Origin of the sequence: Actinacidiphila alni, assembly GCF_900112845.1 — a bacterium.
GTDB classification, from domain to species: domain Bacteria; phylum Actinomycetota; class Actinomycetes; order Streptomycetales; family Streptomycetaceae; genus Actinacidiphila; species Actinacidiphila alni.
On record NZ_FONG01000031.1, the window covers coordinates 1 to 15,696 of the forward strand.

Annotated in this window: 14 protein-coding genes; 7 read left to right on the top strand and 7 right to left on the bottom strand. The window is 71.4% G+C overall.

Features of this window, described 5'->3' with window-relative positions; genetic code table 11:
* Positions 1 to 140: 140 nt before the first annotated feature.
* The 4 genes from BM076_RS33195 to recD2 form a co-directional block, all read right to left on the bottom strand.
* Positions 141 to 947, bottom strand: coding sequence for a DedA family protein (locus BM076_RS33195; RefSeq protein ID WP_093717487.1), 807 nt, complete (start codon positions 945 to 947; stop codon positions 141 to 143).
* 153 nt (positions 948 to 1,100) lie between these two features.
* The gene (locus BM076_RS33200; protein WP_093717488.1) at positions 1,101 to 1,847 is read right to left on the bottom strand and encodes an SDR family NAD(P)-dependent oxidoreductase; all 747 of its coding nucleotides are present in this window, start codon (positions 1,845 to 1,847) and stop codon (positions 1,101 to 1,103) included.
* A 424-nt stretch (positions 1,848 to 2,271) separates the two neighbouring features.
* The gene (locus BM076_RS33205) at positions 2,272 to 3,561 is read right to left on the bottom strand and encodes a citrate synthase (RefSeq protein WP_093717489.1); all 1,290 of its coding nucleotides are present in this window, start codon (positions 3,559 to 3,561) and stop codon (positions 2,272 to 2,274) included.
* A gap of 124 nt (positions 3,562 to 3,685) precedes the next feature.
* Positions 3,686 to 5,905 carry an SF1B family DNA helicase RecD2 gene (gene recD2, locus BM076_RS33210; protein WP_093717490.1) on the bottom strand — a complete coding sequence of 740 codons (2,220 nt, stop codon included), beginning with the start codon at positions 5,903 to 5,905 and terminating at the stop codon, positions 3,686 to 3,688.
* A 200-nt stretch (positions 5,906 to 6,105) separates the two neighbouring features.
* Here recD2 and BM076_RS33215 point away from each other — a divergent pair, with 200 nt between their 5' ends.
* Positions 6,106 to 6,534, top strand: coding sequence for a DUF937 domain-containing protein (locus BM076_RS33215; protein WP_093717491.1), 429 nt, complete (start codon positions 6,106 to 6,108; stop codon positions 6,532 to 6,534).
* Between the two features lie 262 nt (positions 6,535 to 6,796).
* On the opposite strand, the gene BM076_RS33220 is transcribed toward BM076_RS33215, so the two are convergent.
* Genes BM076_RS33220 through BM076_RS33230 form a run of 3 tightly spaced genes read right to left on the bottom strand, consistent with a single transcriptional unit; the run spans position 6,797 to position 9,941 of the window.
* The gene (locus tag BM076_RS33220; protein ID WP_093717492.1) at positions 6,797 to 7,642 is read right to left on the bottom strand and encodes a sugar phosphate isomerase/epimerase family protein; all 846 of its coding nucleotides are present in this window, start codon (positions 7,640 to 7,642) and stop codon (positions 6,797 to 6,799) included.
* Positions 7,639 to 8,793, bottom strand: a complete 1,155-nt coding sequence (locus BM076_RS33225; protein WP_093717493.1) for a dihydrodipicolinate synthase family protein — start codon at positions 8,791 to 8,793, stop codon at positions 7,639 to 7,641. Before BM076_RS33225 ends, BM076_RS33220 begins: the two co-directional genes overlap by 4 nt.
* Positions 8,790 to 9,941 carry a Gfo/Idh/MocA family protein gene (locus BM076_RS33230; protein ID WP_093717494.1) on the bottom strand — a complete coding sequence of 384 codons (1,152 nt, stop codon included), beginning with the start codon at positions 9,939 to 9,941 and terminating at the stop codon, positions 8,790 to 8,792. The genes BM076_RS33225 and BM076_RS33230 overlap by 4 nt, the downstream gene beginning before the upstream one ends.
* 341 nt (positions 9,942 to 10,282) lie before the next feature.
* Between BM076_RS33230 and BM076_RS33235 the strand changes: the two genes are divergently transcribed.
* The 6 genes from BM076_RS33235 (at position 10,283) to BM076_RS33260 (ending at position 15,678) form a co-directional block, all read left to right on the top strand.
* Entirely contained in the window at positions 10,283 to 11,368 is a 1,086-nt protein-coding gene (locus tag BM076_RS33235; RefSeq protein WP_093717495.1) for a LacI family DNA-binding transcriptional regulator, read from the top strand.
* Positions 11,369 to 11,491: 123 nt separating this feature from the next.
* On the top strand, positions 11,492 to 12,421 hold the full coding sequence (locus tag BM076_RS33240; RefSeq protein WP_093717533.1) for a bifunctional helix-turn-helix transcriptional regulator/GNAT family N-acetyltransferase: 930 nt from the start codon (positions 11,492 to 11,494) through the stop codon (positions 12,419 to 12,421).
* Between the two features lie 32 nt (positions 12,422 to 12,453).
* Positions 12,454 to 13,164 carry a vWA domain-containing protein gene (locus BM076_RS33245; RefSeq protein WP_093717496.1) on the top strand — a complete coding sequence of 237 codons (711 nt, stop codon included), beginning with the start codon at positions 12,454 to 12,456 and terminating at the stop codon, positions 13,162 to 13,164.
* Positions 13,165 to 13,250: 86 nt separating this feature from the next.
* Positions 13,251 to 14,048: a sugar phosphate isomerase/epimerase family protein gene (locus BM076_RS33250; RefSeq protein ID WP_093717497.1), complete on the top strand. Its 798-nt coding sequence runs from the start codon at positions 13,251 to 13,253 to the stop codon at positions 14,046 to 14,048.
* 5 nt (positions 14,049 to 14,053) lie between these two features.
* Positions 14,054 to 14,977, top strand: coding sequence for a LysR family transcriptional regulator (locus BM076_RS33255; RefSeq protein WP_093717498.1), 924 nt, complete (start codon positions 14,054 to 14,056; stop codon positions 14,975 to 14,977).
* A gap of 107 nt (positions 14,978 to 15,084) precedes the next feature.
* A complete protein-coding gene (locus tag BM076_RS33260) occupies positions 15,085 to 15,678 on the top strand; it encodes a hypothetical protein (RefSeq protein WP_093717499.1) in 594 nt (197 codons plus the stop codon).
* The last annotated feature ends 18 nt before the right edge of the window (positions 15,679 to 15,696 follow it).

Consider the following 15,696-nt stretch of genomic DNA (forward strand, 5'->3'; position numbering starts at 1 on the left):
GGCCGGATCAGGGAGCGGGGTCTGGTGCGTGTGATCGCAAGGCGGAGGAGGGAGGCGACGCGGAGCGTCGTCGACCGACGACAACGCGGCGAGCGCGCGTGCCAGGGCTCGCGACCCCGGCAAGATCCACAAGACACGCCCTAGTCGCCCCGCCCGGCCGGCGGTGAGCCGGCGGACGGGGTGGGGGAAGCAGGGGCTGCGGGTGGAGCCGGTGTCGCCGCGGCGGCCTGGAGGGGCACGCTCGCCGCACTGTCGCCCGCGAGCGACGCCCGCACCACGATCGAGGGCGGCCGGGCCGTCTCGCGCTCACCGGCCCGCTGCTCCGGGCGGCGCCGGTCCCTGGCTCGCGAGATCCACTGCGCGAGTGTGCCGATCCCGGCGACGAGCGCGGATATGCCGAGCCCCAGCGTGAGCGCGAAGAACGAGTTGGACGCGGCCTTGCCGCTGAAGTAACCGGCCCCGACCGAATACCCGGCCCAGACCGCCTCGGCCACACCGGCGCCGATCGCGTACCGCCGGGCGGGATACCGTACGACACCCGCCGCCAGGCCGCCCACGATCCGGCCGCTGGGCAGGAAACGGACACCGATCACAAATGGCACACCGTGCCGCTGTATCCGCAGCGCGGCCCAGCTCAGCAGAGCCGCGCGGCGCTGATTGCGCTCCATGCGGGTCAGCACCCGGCCGCTGAGCGCGCGCCCGGTGCGGTGGATCAGCAGGTCGCCCAGGGCCGCGCTGCCCGCCACCACCAGCAGAACGAGGGCGATGTTCAGATGGCCCTCCGCGGCCATCACACCGCCGGTCACGAGCAGCACCGAGTTGGGCACGAGCGGTGGAGCCGTCGTCAGCCCCAGCACCGCGTACGCCCAGAAGACGTGTCCACCTCGCAAGTACTCAGCGAGACCCGAGGTGAAGTCCAGTGACGACACACTCAGTGCAACGTCCATTCCACCGCCCCTCTTCCCGCCCCCGGGATTCAAAACTGACAGCGGTGCGCCGGGCGGGGCAAGGGGGTTTCCGGTGGACCAGGGGATTCACCAGGGGCTCCCAGGAGAATTCATCCTGAGGGCTCAGTCCGGCTACTCCCCAGGGAGTAGCCCTCAGCGGCCGAGCAGCTCGCCGCCGTTGCACTGGAGGATCTCGCCGGTGATGAAGCCCGCCTCGGGCGAGGCGAGGAAGAGCACGGCCGCCGCCACGTCGGCGGGGCGGCCGACCCGGCCCACCAGGGTGCGCCCGGCCCGCCGGGTCAGCTCGGCGTCATTGAGCCGGGAGCCGAAGAATTCGGTGCCCGCCACGGTGCCGGGCGCCACGATGTTGCAGGTGACGCCCTGCGGGCCGAGCTGGGCCGCCAGCGAGTGGTTCCAGGCGTGCAGGGCCGCCTTGGAGGCGCCGTACGAGCCGCCGCCGCGCAGCGCCGCCACCGACGTCACGGTGACGACCCGGCCGGTGTCGGAGAAGCGGTCCCGCAGCGATTCGGTCAGGAGCACCGCGGTCAGCACATTGCGCTCGAAATCGCCGCGCCAGCGGGCGAGCATGCCGTGCGGGCCGGTGCCGGCCGCCATCTCCCGGCTGCCCGCGTTGTTCACCAGCACGTCCACCCGTTCGGGCAGGTGGTCGAGCGCCGCCTCGACGTCGTCGGGGTCCGCCAGGTCGCAGACCACCGGGGTGACGTCCAGGCCGCGGTCGCGGCGCAGTTCCTCGGCGGTGGCGTGCAGCACCTCACGGCGGCGGCCGACGATCGTGACGCGGTGGCCCTCCTCGGCGAAGCGGATCGAGACCGCCCGGCCGATGCCCGTACCGCCGCCGGTCACGACGACGCTGCGGCCCGCTGACCCGTTCTGTGCCATGTGCTCCGCCCCTCATGAGGAGACAGCACGCTACGGGATCGCCCCATTCCGGCCGCGAGCGGGGTAGCCTGCGAAAACGCCCCCTCAGCGAAGAGACGTAGATCACAAGGCTTGGAACGTAACCATTACGGTGGTTCGTGGGTCTTATGTCTTGAGCACCGCGCTCCCGGCGGAGCCGGTGGGGGGCTGCGGAACGGGCTGTCTTGGGGGACGGCCCGGAATGCGTCGCCGGGGCGATGTCCGGGGAGCTTTGAGCGGCCCTCCCGGGCCGCAGTCGTCCCGGCACGGCGCAGCCGCCGAAAGACGCCCGGTCGGACCCGTGGGGGGATCCGTTCCGGGATACGGGAGCGCCCCGTGCCGGACCCGTGGGGGGATCCAGCGCGGGGCGCTTTCTTGTGCTCTGTCAGGGGCGCTCGCGCACGCGTCAGCGGGCCTCGACCGGGACGTAGTCGCGCTCGACGATGCCCGTGTAGATCTGCCGCGGACGGCCGATGCGGGAGCCGGGCTCCTTGATCATCTCGTGCCACTGGGCGATCCAGCCGGGCAGCCGCCCGATCGCGAACAGCACGGTGAACATGCTGGTCGGGAAGCCCATGGCCCGGTAGATCAGACCGGTGTAGAAGTCCACGTTCGGGTACAGCTTGCGCGACACGAAGTAGTCGTCGCCGAGCGCGTGCTCCTCGAGCTTGAGCGCGATGTCCAGCAGCTCGTCGGACTTGCCGAGCGCCGACAGGACGTCGTGGGCGGCCGACTTGATGATCTTCGCCCGGGGGTCGAAGTTCTTGTAGACACGGTGTCCGAAGCCCATGAGCTTCACACCGTCTTCCTTGTTCTTCACCTTGCGGATGAAGGAGTCGACGTCGCCGCCGTCCGCCTGGATGCCCTCCAGCATCTCCAGCACGGACTGGTTGGCGCCGCCGTGCAGCGGGCCCCACAGCGCGCTGATGCCGGCCGAGATCGAGGCGAACTGGTTGGCCTGCGAGGAGCCGACCAGCCGGACCGTCGACGTCGAACAGTTCTGCTCGTGGTCGGCGTGCAGGATGAAGAGCTTGTCGAGGGCGCTGACCACGACCGGGTCGAGGTCGTACTCCTCGGCCGGCACGGAGAAGGTCATGCGCAGGAAGTTCTCGACGTAGCCGAGGTCGTTGCGCGGGTACACCACCGGCTGGCCGACGGACTTCTTGTACGCGTACGCCGCGATGGTGGGCAGCTTGGCGAGCAGCCGGATCGTGGAGAGGTGGCGCTGCTCGGGGTCGAACGGATTGTGGCTGTCCTGGTAGAAGGTCGACAGCGCGCTCACCACGGACGACAGCATCGCCATCGGGTGGGCGTCACGGGGGAAGCCGTCGTAGAACCGTTTGACGTCCTCGTGCAGCAGGGTGTGCTGGGTGATCTCGCCCTTGAACTCCGCCAGCTGGTCGACCGTCGGCAGTTCGCCGTTGATCAGCAGGTAGGCGGTCTCAAGGAACGTTCCGCGCTCGGCGAGCTGCTCGATCGGGTAGCCCCGGTAGCGCAGGATGCCCTGCTCGCCGTCGAGGAAGGTGATCGCGGACTTGTAGGCCGCGGTGTTGCCGTAACCGCTGTCCAGAGTGACCAGGCCGGTGTCGGCGCGCAGCTTGCCGATGTCGAAGCCCTTGTCACCGACGGTGCTGTCGACCACCGGGTAGCTGTATTCGCCGTCGTCATACCGCAGTACTACAGACTTGTCGCTCACGTCATTCCCTCACCGACGGTGTTGCCTCTTCTTCGAGGTGCCCTGACGAGGTCCACTGTCCCCCATTTGGCACTGGCGTGTGCACTCGGGGTCGGCCATCGGGCCGAAAGGTGGCACTCAGTGCCTATTTTGCGCCTCGGGACAGCCGGTGGTCGAGAGCCGTGAAGCGCCTTCCCGCCGACACCGTCCGCACCGCCTGCCCTATCGCACGGCGCGAGCCGACCAGTACGACCAGGCGTTTCGCCCTGGTCACGGCCGTGTAGAGCAGGTTGCGCTGCAGCATCATCCAGGCACTGTTGGTGACAGGGATCACCACCGCCGGATACTCGCTGCCCTGCGAACGGTGGATCGTCACCGCGTACGCGTGGGCCAGCTCGTCCAGCTCGTCGAAGTCGTACGGGATCTCCTCGTCCTCGTCGGTGCGGACGGTCAGGCGCTGCTCGACGGTGTCCAGAGCGGTGACGACGCCGACCGTGCCGTTGAAGACGCCGTTCGCCCCCTTTTCGTAGTTGTTCCTGATCTGGGTGACCTTGTCGCCGACCCGGAACGTACGGCCGCCGAAGCGGCGCTCCGGCAGGTCGGGCCGGGCCGGGGTGACGGCCTGCTGGAGCAGCCCGTTGAGCACACCGGCGCCGGCCGGGCCGCGGTGCATCGGCGCGAGCACCTGGACGTCGCGGCGCGGGTCGAGGCCGAAGCGGGCCGGGATCCTGCGGGCCACCACGTCCACGGTCAGCCGGGCCGCCTCCTCCGCGTCGTCCTCGGCGAACAGGAAGAAGTCCGGCAGCCCCTGGGTGACCGGCGGGACACCGGAGTTGATCCGGTGCGCGTTGGTCACCACCCCGGACTGCTGGGCCTGCCGGAAGATCCGGGTGAGCCGCACCGCGGGGACGGGACTGTCCGGTGCGAGCAGGTCGCGCAGCACCTCTCCCGCACCGACGCTCGGCAGCTGGTCCACGTCGCCGACCAGCAGCAGGTGCGCGCCGGGCGGCACGGCCTTCACCAGCTTGTTGGCCAGCAGCAGGTCCAGCATCGACGCCTCGTCCACCACCACCAGATCCGCGTCCAGCGGCCGGTCCTTGTCGTACGCCGCGTCGCCGCCCGGCTTCAGCTCCAGCAGCCGGTGCACGGTCGAGGCGTCGGCGCCGGTCAGCTCCGCCAGCCGCTTGGCGGCCCGGCCGGTCGGGGCGGCCAGCACCACCTTGGCCTTCTTCGCCCGCGCCAGCTCCACCACCGAGCGCACCGTGAAGGACTTCCCGCAGCCGGGGCCGCCGGTGAGGACGGCGACCTTCTCGGTCAGCGCCAGCCGCACCGCCTGCTGCTGCTCGGGGGCGAGGTCGGCGCCGGTCCTGGTCGCCAGCCAGGCCAGCGCCTTGTCCCACTCCACGTCCCGGAAGGCGGGCAGCCGGTCCTCGGGGCCGCGCAGCAGCCGCACCAGCTGGGCCGCGAGCGATATCTCCGCGCGGTGGAAGGGCACCAGATAGACGGCCTTGACCCGATCGTCCCCGCCGTCGGGCGACGGCACGTCCTCCCGGACCACTCCCTCCTCGTCCGTCAGCTCGCCCAGGCAGTCGATCACCAGCCCGGTGTCCACCTGGAGCAGCTTCACCGAGTCCGCGATCAGCCGCTCCTGCGGCAGATAGCAGTTGCCGCCGTCGGTGGCCTGCGACAGGGCGTACTGCAGTCCGGCCTTCACCCGCTCCGGGCTGTCGTGCGGTATCCCGACCGCCTGTGCGATCCGGTCCGCGGTCAGGAAGCCGATGCCCCAGACCTCGGCGGCCAGCCGGTAGGGCTCGTTCTTCACCACGGAGATCGAGGCGTCCCCGTACCCCTTGTAGATCCGCACCGCGATCGAGGTGGAGACCCCCACGCCCTGGAGGAAGACCATCACCTCCTTGATCGCCTTCTGCTCCTCCCATGCGGCGGCGATCAGTTTGGTGCGCTTGGGCCCGAGGCCCGGCACCTCGACGAGCCGTTTCGGCTCCCCCTCGATGATCTCCAGCGTGTCGGTGCCGAAGTGGTCGACGATCCGCTCGGCGATCCTCGGTCCGATGCCCTTGATCAGCCCCGAGCCCAGATAGCGGCGTATCCCCTGGATCGTGGCCGGCAGCACCGTCGTGTAATGCTCGATGGTGAACTGTCTGCCGTACTGCGGGTGCGAGCCCCAGCGGCCGTGCATCCGCAGCGACTCCCCCGGCTGCGCCCCCAGCAGCGCGCCGACGACCGTCAGCAGGTCCCCCGAGCCGCGCCCGGTGTCCACTCGCGCGACCGTGTACCCGGTGTCCTCATTGGCGTACGTGATCCGTTCCAGGACGCCGTCCAGCACGGCAAGCCCCGACTCCCCCATGGCCCGGCCTCCCTTCCCGGTGTTCCCCGCGGTGATCTGTTCCGAAGGTACCGCCCGGCACGGACACCCCGTTTCCGCCCTGTGGACAACTCCTCCGGCAGGCAACTCCCCCTGTGGACAACGCCGCACGGCCGGGGGCCGTCACGCGTTCGGCCGCGCTCCGGGAGCCGCCGTGCGCCCCTCGGCATAGCGTGCGCCACATGAGCGACCGACCGCTGCAGGACGAAGTGCTGACCGAGCTGGGTGACGAGCGGCTCCAGGAAATGGCCGAGCGGCTCGGCACGGACGCGGACGGGGCGCGGCAGCTCGTGGGCGCCTCGGTCGGTTCGCTGACCGGTGTGATCACGGACGAGGCAGTGACGCCCGGCGGGACGGCCGAGCTGAGTCAGGCGCTGGAGCAGGCCGCCGACGAACCGGAGCCGATGACCGGAGTCGCCGGCTTCGCCGGGCTCGGCGCGGGCATGGGCGGCGGTCTGCTCGCCACGGTGCTGCGCAAGGCGAGCGCGCCGACCGCCCGCGCGGTGTCCAAGCGGACGGGCCTGCCGGTGGCGGCCGTCACCGGGGCACTGGAAATGCTGATTCCCGTGGTGGCGACCGTCCTGGCGCGGCGGGCCCGCCGGACGAAGTGATCCGCCGGGCGGGGTGAGCGGGGGCCTCCGGATCGTGTGCGGCGCCTCCCACACGGCGCCCACAGTGCCCGCACAGGCATACGAAAGAGGTCCGGCACCAGGCCGGACCTCATTCGTGTTCCCCCCTACTACCCCCGAAGCCCCCCTCGGGCGCATTTCCCTCTTGGCTCCCTGAAACCCCTCCCAGGAGCCGTGATGCCCAGTAAGACCGCCCACCCCCCGAAAGGGTTGTACGCGTGATGCGCAATCTCCGAAGTTTTTTTCAGAGCACGTGCCGCACGTACCGATCGGCGATCTCGGCGACCAGTTCGGCGCCGTCCCTGGCCCACAGAGCGGCGTTGAAGATCTCCACCTCCACGGGTCCGCGGAAGCCCGTGGCGTCCACCTGCTCGCGCAGTCCGCGCAGGTCCACGCAGCCGTCGCCGAGCTGTCCTCGCCCCAGCAGGACGCCCTCGGGCAGCGGCGTCACCCAGTCGGCGACCTGGAAGCAGGCGAGCCTGCCGCCCGCCCCGGCCCGGACGATCTGTGCGGGCGCGAGGTCGTCCCACCACAGGTGGTAGGTGTCGACGACGACGCCTACCCGGTCGGCGGGGAAGCGCTCGGCGATGTCCAGTGCCTGGCCGAGGGTGGAGATCACGCACCGGTCGGAGGCGAACATCGGGTGCAGGGGCTCGATCGCGAGGCGCACACCCCGCTCGGCCGCGTACGGCGCCAGTTCGCCGATCGCGTCGGCGACCCGCTCCCTGGCGGCGGCGATGTCCCGGTCGCCGGGCGGCAGGCCACCGGAGACCAGCACCAGGGTGCCGGTTTCCAATTCCGCCGCCTCGTCGATCGCCGCGCGGTTGTCGTCCAGGGCCGCGGCACGCCCGCCCGGATCGGTGGCGGTGAAGAATCCGCCACGGCACAGCGACGTCACCGTGAGCCCGTGGTCCCGCATCAGGCGCGCGGCGCGCCGGAGGCCGTACTCCTGCACCGGTGCCCGCCACAGACCGACCGCGCCGATGCCGGCGGCGGCGCAGCCCTCGGCCAGTTCCGGCAGCGACCACTGCTTGACCGTCTCCTGGTTGATGCTCAGCCGCGCCAGGTCGCGGCCGGTCGGCGCGGTCACGCGTCCACTCCGTGCACCGCGAGCAGGCCGCGCATCCGGGCCTCGGCAAGACCCGGGTCGGGGAACAGCCCGATCCGGTCGGCCAGTTCGTAGGCGCGGGCGAGATGCGGCAGGGAACGGGCCGACTGGAGACCGCCGACCATGGTGAAGTGCGACTGGTGGCCCGCCAGCCAGGCGAGCAGCACGACACCGGTCTTGTAGAAGCGCGTGGGCGCCTGGAACAGGTGCCGGGACAGTTCGACGGTGGGGTCGAGGATCCGGCGGAATCCGGCGGTGTCCCCGGTGTCCAGGGCGCTGACGGCGGCCGACGCCAGCGGCGCGAGCGGGTCGAAGGCGCCGAGCAGGGCGTGGCTGAAGCCCTGTTCGTCGCCTTCGATCAGCTCCGGGTAGTTGAAGTCGTCGCCGGTGTAGCAGCGCACCCCCTTGGGCAGCCTGCGGCGCAGTTCGACCTCGCGTCCGGCGTCCAGGAGCGAGATCTTCACGCCGTCGACCTTGTCCGGGTGGGCGGCGATCACGTCGAGGAAGGTCGCGGTCGCGGAGTCCAGGTCGTCGCTGCCCCAGTAGCCCGCGAGCGCCGGGTCGAACATCGGGCCGAGCCAGTGCAGGATCACCGGTTCAGCCGCCTGGCGAAGCAGCCGCCCGTACACCTCCAGGTAGTCCTCGGGGCCCTTGGCGACGGCGGCCAGCGCGCGGGAGGCCATGAGAACGGACTGCGCGCCGGTCTCCTCGACGACGGCCAACTGCTCCTCGTAGGCGGCCACGACCTCGTCGAGCGTGGCGGCGGGACCGGTGAGCTGGTCGGTGCCGACACCGCAGGCGATACGGCCGGCCACCGAACGCGCCTCGGCCGCCGACCTGCGGATCAGCTCGGCCGCGCCCGTCCAGTCCAGGCCCATGCCGCGCTGTGCGGTGTCCATCGCTTCCGCGACCCCCAGACCGTGCGCCCACAGATGGCGGCGGAAGGCGAGCGTGGCGTCCCAGTCGACGGCGGCGGGCGCGTCCGCCGCCGTGCGCAGCGGGTCCGCCACGACATGGGCGGCGGAGAAGACGACACGGCTGCGCAGCGGCAGATCCGCCGCATAGGTGACGGATTCCGAACGCGGCACATAGATGCGCGTTTCACCGGACGCGGTGGGCAGCAGGATGCTCACAGGGTCAGCTCCGGCACCTCGAAGCGGCGTCCCTCGGCGGAGGAGCGCAGGCCCAGTTCGGCGAGCTGGACACCACGGGCACCGGCCAGTAGGTCCCACCGCCACGGCTCGTCGAGTGCGACATGGCGCAGGAAAAGCTCCCACTGGACCTTGAAACCGTTGCCGAAGTCGGCGTTGTCCGGCACCGGTTGCCACTGCTCGCGGAAGGACTCGCCGGCCGGCAGATCCGGATTCCACACCGGCTTGGGTGTGGCGGAACGGTGCTGCACCCGGCATTCGCGCAGGCCGGCGACCGCGGAGCCGTGGGTGCCGTCCACCTGGAACTCCACCAATTCGTCGCGGTTGACGCGCACCGCCCAGGAGGAGTTGATCTGCGCGACAGCGCCGCCGTCGAGTTCGAAGACACCGTAGGCGGCGTCGTCTGCGGTCGCGTCGTAGGGCTTGCCCTTCTCGTCCCAGCGCTGCGGGATGTGCGTGGTGGCCAGGGCCTGGACGGTACGGACCCGGCCGAACAGTTCGTGCAGCAGATACTCCCAGTGCGGGAACATGTCGGCCACGATGCCGCCGCCGTCCTCTGCCCGGTAGTTCCAGGAGGGGCGCTGGGCGCTCTGCCAGTCGCCCTCGAAGACCCAGTAGCCGAATTCGCCGCGCACGGACAGGATCCGGCCGAAGAAGCCGCCGTCGATGAGCCGCTTGAGTTTGAGCAGGCCCGGCAGGAAGAGCTTGTCCTGCACCACGCCGTGCTTGATCCCGGCCGCGGTGGCGCGCCTGGCCAGGTCCAGTGCGCCGTCCAGCGAGGTGGCGGTGGGCTTCTCGCAGTAGATGTGCTTGCCGGCCGCGATCGCCGCCTTGAGCGCGTCCTCGCGGGCGGCGGTCACCTGGGAGTCGAAGTAGATGTCGACGGACGGGTCGGCGAGGACGGTGTCGAGGTCGGTCGACCAGTGCTCGATGCCGTGCCGCTCCGCCATGGCCCGTAGCGCGTGTTCCCGCCTGCCCAGCAGGATCGGCTCCGGCCACAGGGTGCTGCCGTCCCCGAGGTCGAGTCCGCCCTGTTCGCGCAGGCTCAGGACGGAACGCACAAGGTGCTGCCGGTATCCCATCCGCCCGGTGACGCCGTTCATGGCGATCCGCACTGTCCTGCGTGTCACGGTGACAAGTCCTCTCGTCGCTGCCGGGAGTGGGGAAGGCGCGCTGCCGTCGCATGTGCCGCACGTCGCTGATGTCGATGTCGATGCCGACGTTATTGATGACAGCAAGCGCTTTCCCTCAAGGCACGCTAGCTGCCGCAACCGGGCTTCGACAAGAGGCACCAGGATGCGGGAGTAAGCGCTTTCTCCCGCGGCGTCCTCGGCTCGCGTCCCGCACGCACCGTTCGGTCCGGTCCCTCTCGCGCCCGCGAGGTGAGAGCATGTGGCCCGGCGGGCGGGGCGCGGTTACGGCGCCGGTGCCGCTCGCGGGCCACCCACCCCTACAGGAGGACCGGACCGAGATGGCAGTGACTCTGGCCGATGTGGCGGCCCGCGCCGGAGTGTCCTCGGCGACCGTCTCGCGTGTCCTGAACGGCAACTACCCGGTCGCCGGAGGTACCAGGGAACGGGTCAGGCGCGCGGTCGCCGAGCTGGACTACGTCGTCAATGGCCAGGCACGGGCGCTCGCCGCCGCCACCTCCGATCTGGTCGGCGTCCTCGTCAACGACGTCGCCGACCCCTTCTTCGGGCTCATCGCCAGCGCCGTCCAGGCCGAGATCAGCGCGGGCGCCGAGCCGGGCGGCGGCAAACTCGCCGTGGTCTGCAACACCGGCGGGTCGCCCGAGGCCGAACTCACCTATCTCACCCTGCTCGAACGTCAGCGCGCGGCCGGCGTCGTCCTGACCGGGAGCGCGGTGGAGAGCGCCGAGCACACGGCCGCGGTCACCGCGCGGCTCACCCGGCTCGCCGCGTCCGGCACCCGGATCGTGCTGTGCGGCAGGCCGCCGCTCACCCTGCCCGACGGCGGGATCGCCCCGGCGACCGTCGCGTTCGACAACCGCGGCGGCGCCCGCCGGCTCACCGAGCACCTGCTCTCGCTCGGCCACCGCAGGATCGGTTACGTGAGCGGGCCCGTCGAGCGCAGCACGACCAGGCACCGGCTGGAGGGCCATCGCGCGGCGCTCGCCGTCTCCGACCGGCCACTCGGACCGGACGCGGAGGCGTACGCGGAGCGGCTGACGGTACACGGCACGTACGACCGGGCGTCCGGCTACGACGCCGCGCTCGAACTGCTGCGCCGCGAACCGGAGCTGACCGCGATCGTGGCGGCCAACGACACGGTGGCGCTCGGGGTGTGCGCGGCGCTGCGGGACCGGGGACTGAGCATCCCCGGCGATGTGTCGGTCGCCGGATTCGACGATCTGCCGTTCAGCGCCGATGTCTCCCCCGCGCTCACGACCGTCCGGATTCCCCTGCAGGAGGCCGGAGCGCGGGCCGGAAAGCTGGTGATGGGGCGGCTGGCGCCACCGCCGGGCGGGGTCGCCACGGTCGGGACGGAGCTGATGGTCCGCGGCTCGACCGCACCGCCCGCGGTGCGGACCGCCTGATCCCGCCTGAACCCCGCCGGATCCGGGGTCGGCCGAAGTTATCCACAGGTTTCGGCGGGGGCTTCCGCCGGGACTTCACGGCGGCATACCTTTGACTCAGGCAAAGGTAATGGGGGAATGATCATGGCCGTCCGGGAGATCCGCGAATTCAACCGCTTCTACACCAACCTGATCGGCGCGCTGGACTACAGCCGTCACCTGCACACACCGTTCACCCTCACCGAGGCGCGGGTGCTGTACGAGCTGGCGCACGCGCCGTGCACCGACGCGGCCGACCTGCGGGTGGAGCTGTCGCTCGACGCGGGTCATCTCAGCCGGATGCTGGCCAAGTTCGAGGAACGGCAGTTGGTCACGCGCGGCCCGTCCGAGCGCGACGCGCGCCGGCAGCGGATAGAGCTGACGGCACACGGCCGGGAAGCCGCCGCGCTGCTGGAGGAACGGTCGGAGGAAGCCGTCGGTTCGCTGCTCGCCCGGATACGGCCGCAGGACAGGTCACGCCTGTCCGAAGCGATGCGGACGGTGCGGGACATACTGCGCGACGGCGAGGACGGTGGCGGTACGCCCATGCCACCACGGGTGGTGCTGCGCGGACCGCGCCCCGGCGATCTGGGGTGGGTCATCGAGCGCAACGCGACGGTGTACGCGGACGAGTTCGGGTGGAACGAGGAGTACGAAGCGCTGGTCGCGCAGATCGTCGCCGATTTCGCGGCCACCCGCGATCCGGAGCGGGAGGCGGTGTGGATAGCGGAGCTCGACGGGCAGCGGGCCGGCTGTGTCTTCTGCGTGCGCAACAAGGAACCGGACACCGCCCGACTGCGGCTGCTGCTGGTCGATCCCGCCGCACGGGGACACGGCATAGGCAGGCGGCTGGTGGACGAATGCATCGCGTTCGCCCGCACCGCCGCGTACACCGAACTCGTCCTGTGGACGAATGACATACTGGCCGGCGCCCGAGCGATCTATCAGCGCGCGGGATTCGAACTCGTCGCGGAGAAGCGGCATCACAGCTTCGGACGGGAACTCGTGGGACAGGACTGGCACATGGCGCTGTAGGGGACGGCGCCGCGATTTCCGAGGGGGATTCCATGGCCATTTCCATGCAGAAGGTGGAGCAGACCGCGCCCGGTCTGATCAGCCTGTACAAGCAGGCGGCGGTGAGCCTGGACAAGCACCGGCTGTCCGGCGAACGCGCCGCGGTCTATCTGGTGCTCGACCGATCGGGCAGCATGCGGGAGTTCTACAACGACGGCACGGTCCAGTATCTCGCCGAACAGACGTTGGGGCTCGCCGCCCACTTCGACGACGACGGCACGGTGCCCGTCGTGTTCTTCTCCACCGAGGTCGACGGGGTGGACGAGGTCTCGCTGACGCAGTACGGCGGGCGGATCAACAAGCTCAACGACGCGTACGGCCATATGGGCAGGACGAATTATGCGGCCGCCATGGAGGCGGTCATCACCCACTACGAGCAGTCGGGGGCGACGGCGCCGGCCTTCGTGGTCTTCCAGACCGACGGCGGCCCGATCAACAAGGGCGCGGCGATCGAGGTGCTGTGCCGGGCCGCGCGGCTGCCGATCTTCTGGCAGTTCGTCGGATTCGGCAATGACGAATTCCGTTTCCTGCGGCGGCTGGACGGACTGCCGGTGCCCGCCAAACGGGTGGTGGACAACGCCGGATTCTTCGCGGCGGGCAAGAACCCGCGGACGATATCCGACGAGCGGCTGTACGACCAGCTCATGGCCGAGTTCCCCGACTGGCTGAAGGCGGCCAGGGCGCAGGGCATCGTGAGGTCCTGAACGCTGTCCGCGGGGCGCGGGCGGGACCGCCGGCGGGACATCAAAGGCGGTTGACCGAGCCGGAACCGGTGCCTAGTGTCCGGCGAATGAAACTCGCCTTTTCCACCCTCGGCGTCCCCGCGTTGCCCATCGACCAGGTGGTGCGGCTCGCGACGGACCACGGTTTCCACGGTGTCGAACTGCGTGCGAGCGACGAGGAGCCGGTCCACCCCGGTCTCTCGGCCGCCGAACGCGCGGACGTGGCCGAGCGGTTCGGGAAGGCCGGGGTGGAGATCCTCACCGTGGCCGCCTACGCCAAGGTGGCCGCGCCCGGTGACGATCAGCCGGTGCTCGACGAGATCGGTGCGGCGATGACGCTCGCGGCGGACCTGGGCGCGTCCTACGTGCGGGTGTTCCCCGGCGGCGGGGAACTGCCCACGCCGGAGGCGGACGTCATCGCCGCCCGCCGGCTCGCGGCGGTGGCGCCGGTGGCCGCCGACCTCGGGGTGCGGGTGCTGCTGGAGACGCACGACTCGCACCGCGGCGGCGCCGACGTCGCCCGGGTGCTGGGCCTGGTCGGGCACGTGGGGGTCGGGACGATCTGGGACCTGATGCACACCTGGCTGGCGGGCGAGCAGCCGTCCACGACGTATCCGGCGCTGGCGCCGTACCTCGGCTATGTCCAGGTCAAGGACATCGCCTCGGCCGCCGATACGACGCCGCTGCCGCTGGGTTCCGGGGTGCTGCCGCTGGCCGAGACGGTCGAGGTGCTCAGCCGGGAGGACTGGGACGGCTGGCTGTGCTGGGAGTACGAGAAGCGCTGGTATCCGCAGGCGGCGGAGCTGCCGGGGCTGCTCGGCCCGGGGCGTGAGCACCTGTCCCGGCTGCTGGCCGACTCGGCCTGAGCGCCGTGCTGGACCTGGGACGGTTGCGGGCGCTGCACGCGGTGCACACCCACGGGTCGGTGGTCGCGGCGGCCCAGGCCATGGGCTACACACCGTCGGCGGTGTCGCAGCAGATCTCCAAGCTGGAGCGGGAGACCGGTTCGGTGCTGCTGGAGCGGCACGGGCGCGGGGTGGCGCTCACGGACGCGGCGCACCTGCTGGTGGAGACGGCGCAGCGGTTGATGTCGATCGTGGAGGCGGCCGAGGTCACGCTGGAGGAGCAGCGCGGGCGGCCCACCGGGCGGCTGACGCTGGCGGCCTTCCCGACGGCGGCGTGCGGGCTGCTGCCCGGGGTGCTGGCCGAACTGACGTCAGCGCACCCGACGTTGGAACTCCGCTTGCAGGAGGTGGACGCGCATCTGTCGGTGGACCTGGTGAGTCAGGGCGCGGTGGACGTGGCGGTGGCGCACGACTGGGACATCGCGCCCCTGCCGGTGCCGCAAGGGCTGGAGCGGGCGGTGATCGGCGACGACCGGTGCGATGTGCTGGTGCCGGCCGGGCACCGGCTGGCCGGTCGGACGTCACTGACGCGGGCGGACGTGACGCACGAGCGGTGGATCTGCCAGCGGCCGGGGTCGGTGTGCCACGACTGGCTGGTGCGGACGCTGCGGGAGGCCGGGACGGAGCCGGACATGGCCTTCCAGGTCGGCGAGTACGGCACCCAGTTGGCGCTGGTGGAGGCAGGGCTCGGAATCGCGCTGGTGCCGAGGCTGGGGCGGGGCCCGGTGCCCGAGGGGGTGGCGGTGGTACGGCTGGAGCCCGCTCCGGTGCGGCGGCTGTTCGCGCTGTGGCGGACCGGGGCCGCGCGCAGGCCGTCCATCGTGGCCGCCGTCACCGCGCTGCGCTCGCACTGGGCGGCCGGGCCCGGCGCGTCCGGCGCCGGCCGGTGACCGGCGCCCGCGCCGGCAGGCGCGACCGCGACCCCAGCCGCAGCCGCAGCCGCAGCCGCAGCCGCAGTCGTACGGAACCGGTCGGGGTCCGGGCGCGTCGGAGGGGCATGCTGACGGTGAATCCGCGCAAGGCGAGCCCGGTCGTGGTGCTGGCGGTGGCGCTGGTCCTGGGCGGTGTCGCCTGCGGCAGCGGGACCGCGGACGACGGACCGCGCCGGGACCGTACGGACGGCGCGCCGCCGTCCGTGAGCGGGACCGCGACCTCCGCCCCCGCTCCCACCTCCACGACGGAGGCGCCGCAGACGAGCGACGCGGCCACGCCGGTCACGGGGTCGGTCGCGGAGCGGGTCGTGTACTTCTCGACGTCGGTCAGGGCGCCGCGGGAGACGCACGAGGTGCTGCACGACCGGGGCGAGGTGCAGGACTTCGCCGAGGCCGTGGCGACGTCCGACACCCAGGCGGCGGCGAAGATCGCGGCGAGCGGGGCGGCGACGGACTTCACGCGGTCCGTCCTGGTCGGCTGGGCCGTGTCGACCGGATGCAGCGCGGCCACGTCGGCGACGCTGCTCGCGGCCGGTGACACGCTCAGGCTCCATGTCGTGCAGCCGGAGCCGCCGCCGGAGTGCTTCACCGACTTCCGGCTGACGGTGGTGTTCGAGGTGCCGAAGGAACGGCTCCCGGCGCACCCCGCCTTCGACTGAAGCCCGGACGGCGGCGGC

What these genes read in the sequence shown, in the direction of transcription:
- BM076_RS33195 (WP_093717487.1), bottom strand. Translation starts at nt 947, where the DNA reads ATGGACGTTGCACTGAGTGTGTCGTCACTGGACTTCACCTCGGGTCTC.
- BM076_RS33200 (WP_093717488.1), bottom strand. Translation starts at nt 1,847, where the DNA reads ATGGCACAGAACGGGTCAGCGGGCCGCAGCGTCGTCGTGACCGGCGGC.
- recD2 (WP_093717490.1), bottom strand. Translation starts at nt 5,905, where the DNA reads ATGGGGGAGTCGGGGCTTGCCGTGCTGGACGGCGTCCTGGAACGGATC.
- BM076_RS33215 (WP_093717491.1), top strand. Translation starts at nt 6,106, where the DNA reads ATGAGCGACCGACCGCTGCAGGACGAAGTGCTGACCGAGCTGGGTGAC.
- BM076_RS33235 (WP_093717495.1), top strand. Translation starts at nt 10,283, where the DNA reads ATGGCAGTGACTCTGGCCGATGTGGCGGCCCGCGCCGGAGTGTCCTCG.
- BM076_RS33240 (WP_093717533.1), top strand. Translation starts at nt 11,492, where the DNA reads ATGGCCGTCCGGGAGATCCGCGAATTCAACCGCTTCTACACCAACCTG.
- BM076_RS33245 (WP_093717496.1), top strand. Translation starts at nt 12,454, where the DNA reads ATGGCCATTTCCATGCAGAAGGTGGAGCAGACCGCGCCCGGTCTGATC.
- BM076_RS33250 (WP_093717497.1), top strand. Translation starts at nt 13,251, where the DNA reads ATGAAACTCGCCTTTTCCACCCTCGGCGTCCCCGCGTTGCCCATCGAC.
- BM076_RS33260 (WP_093717499.1), top strand. Translation starts at nt 15,085, where the DNA reads ATGCTGACGGTGAATCCGCGCAAGGCGAGCCCGGTCGTGGTGCTGGCG.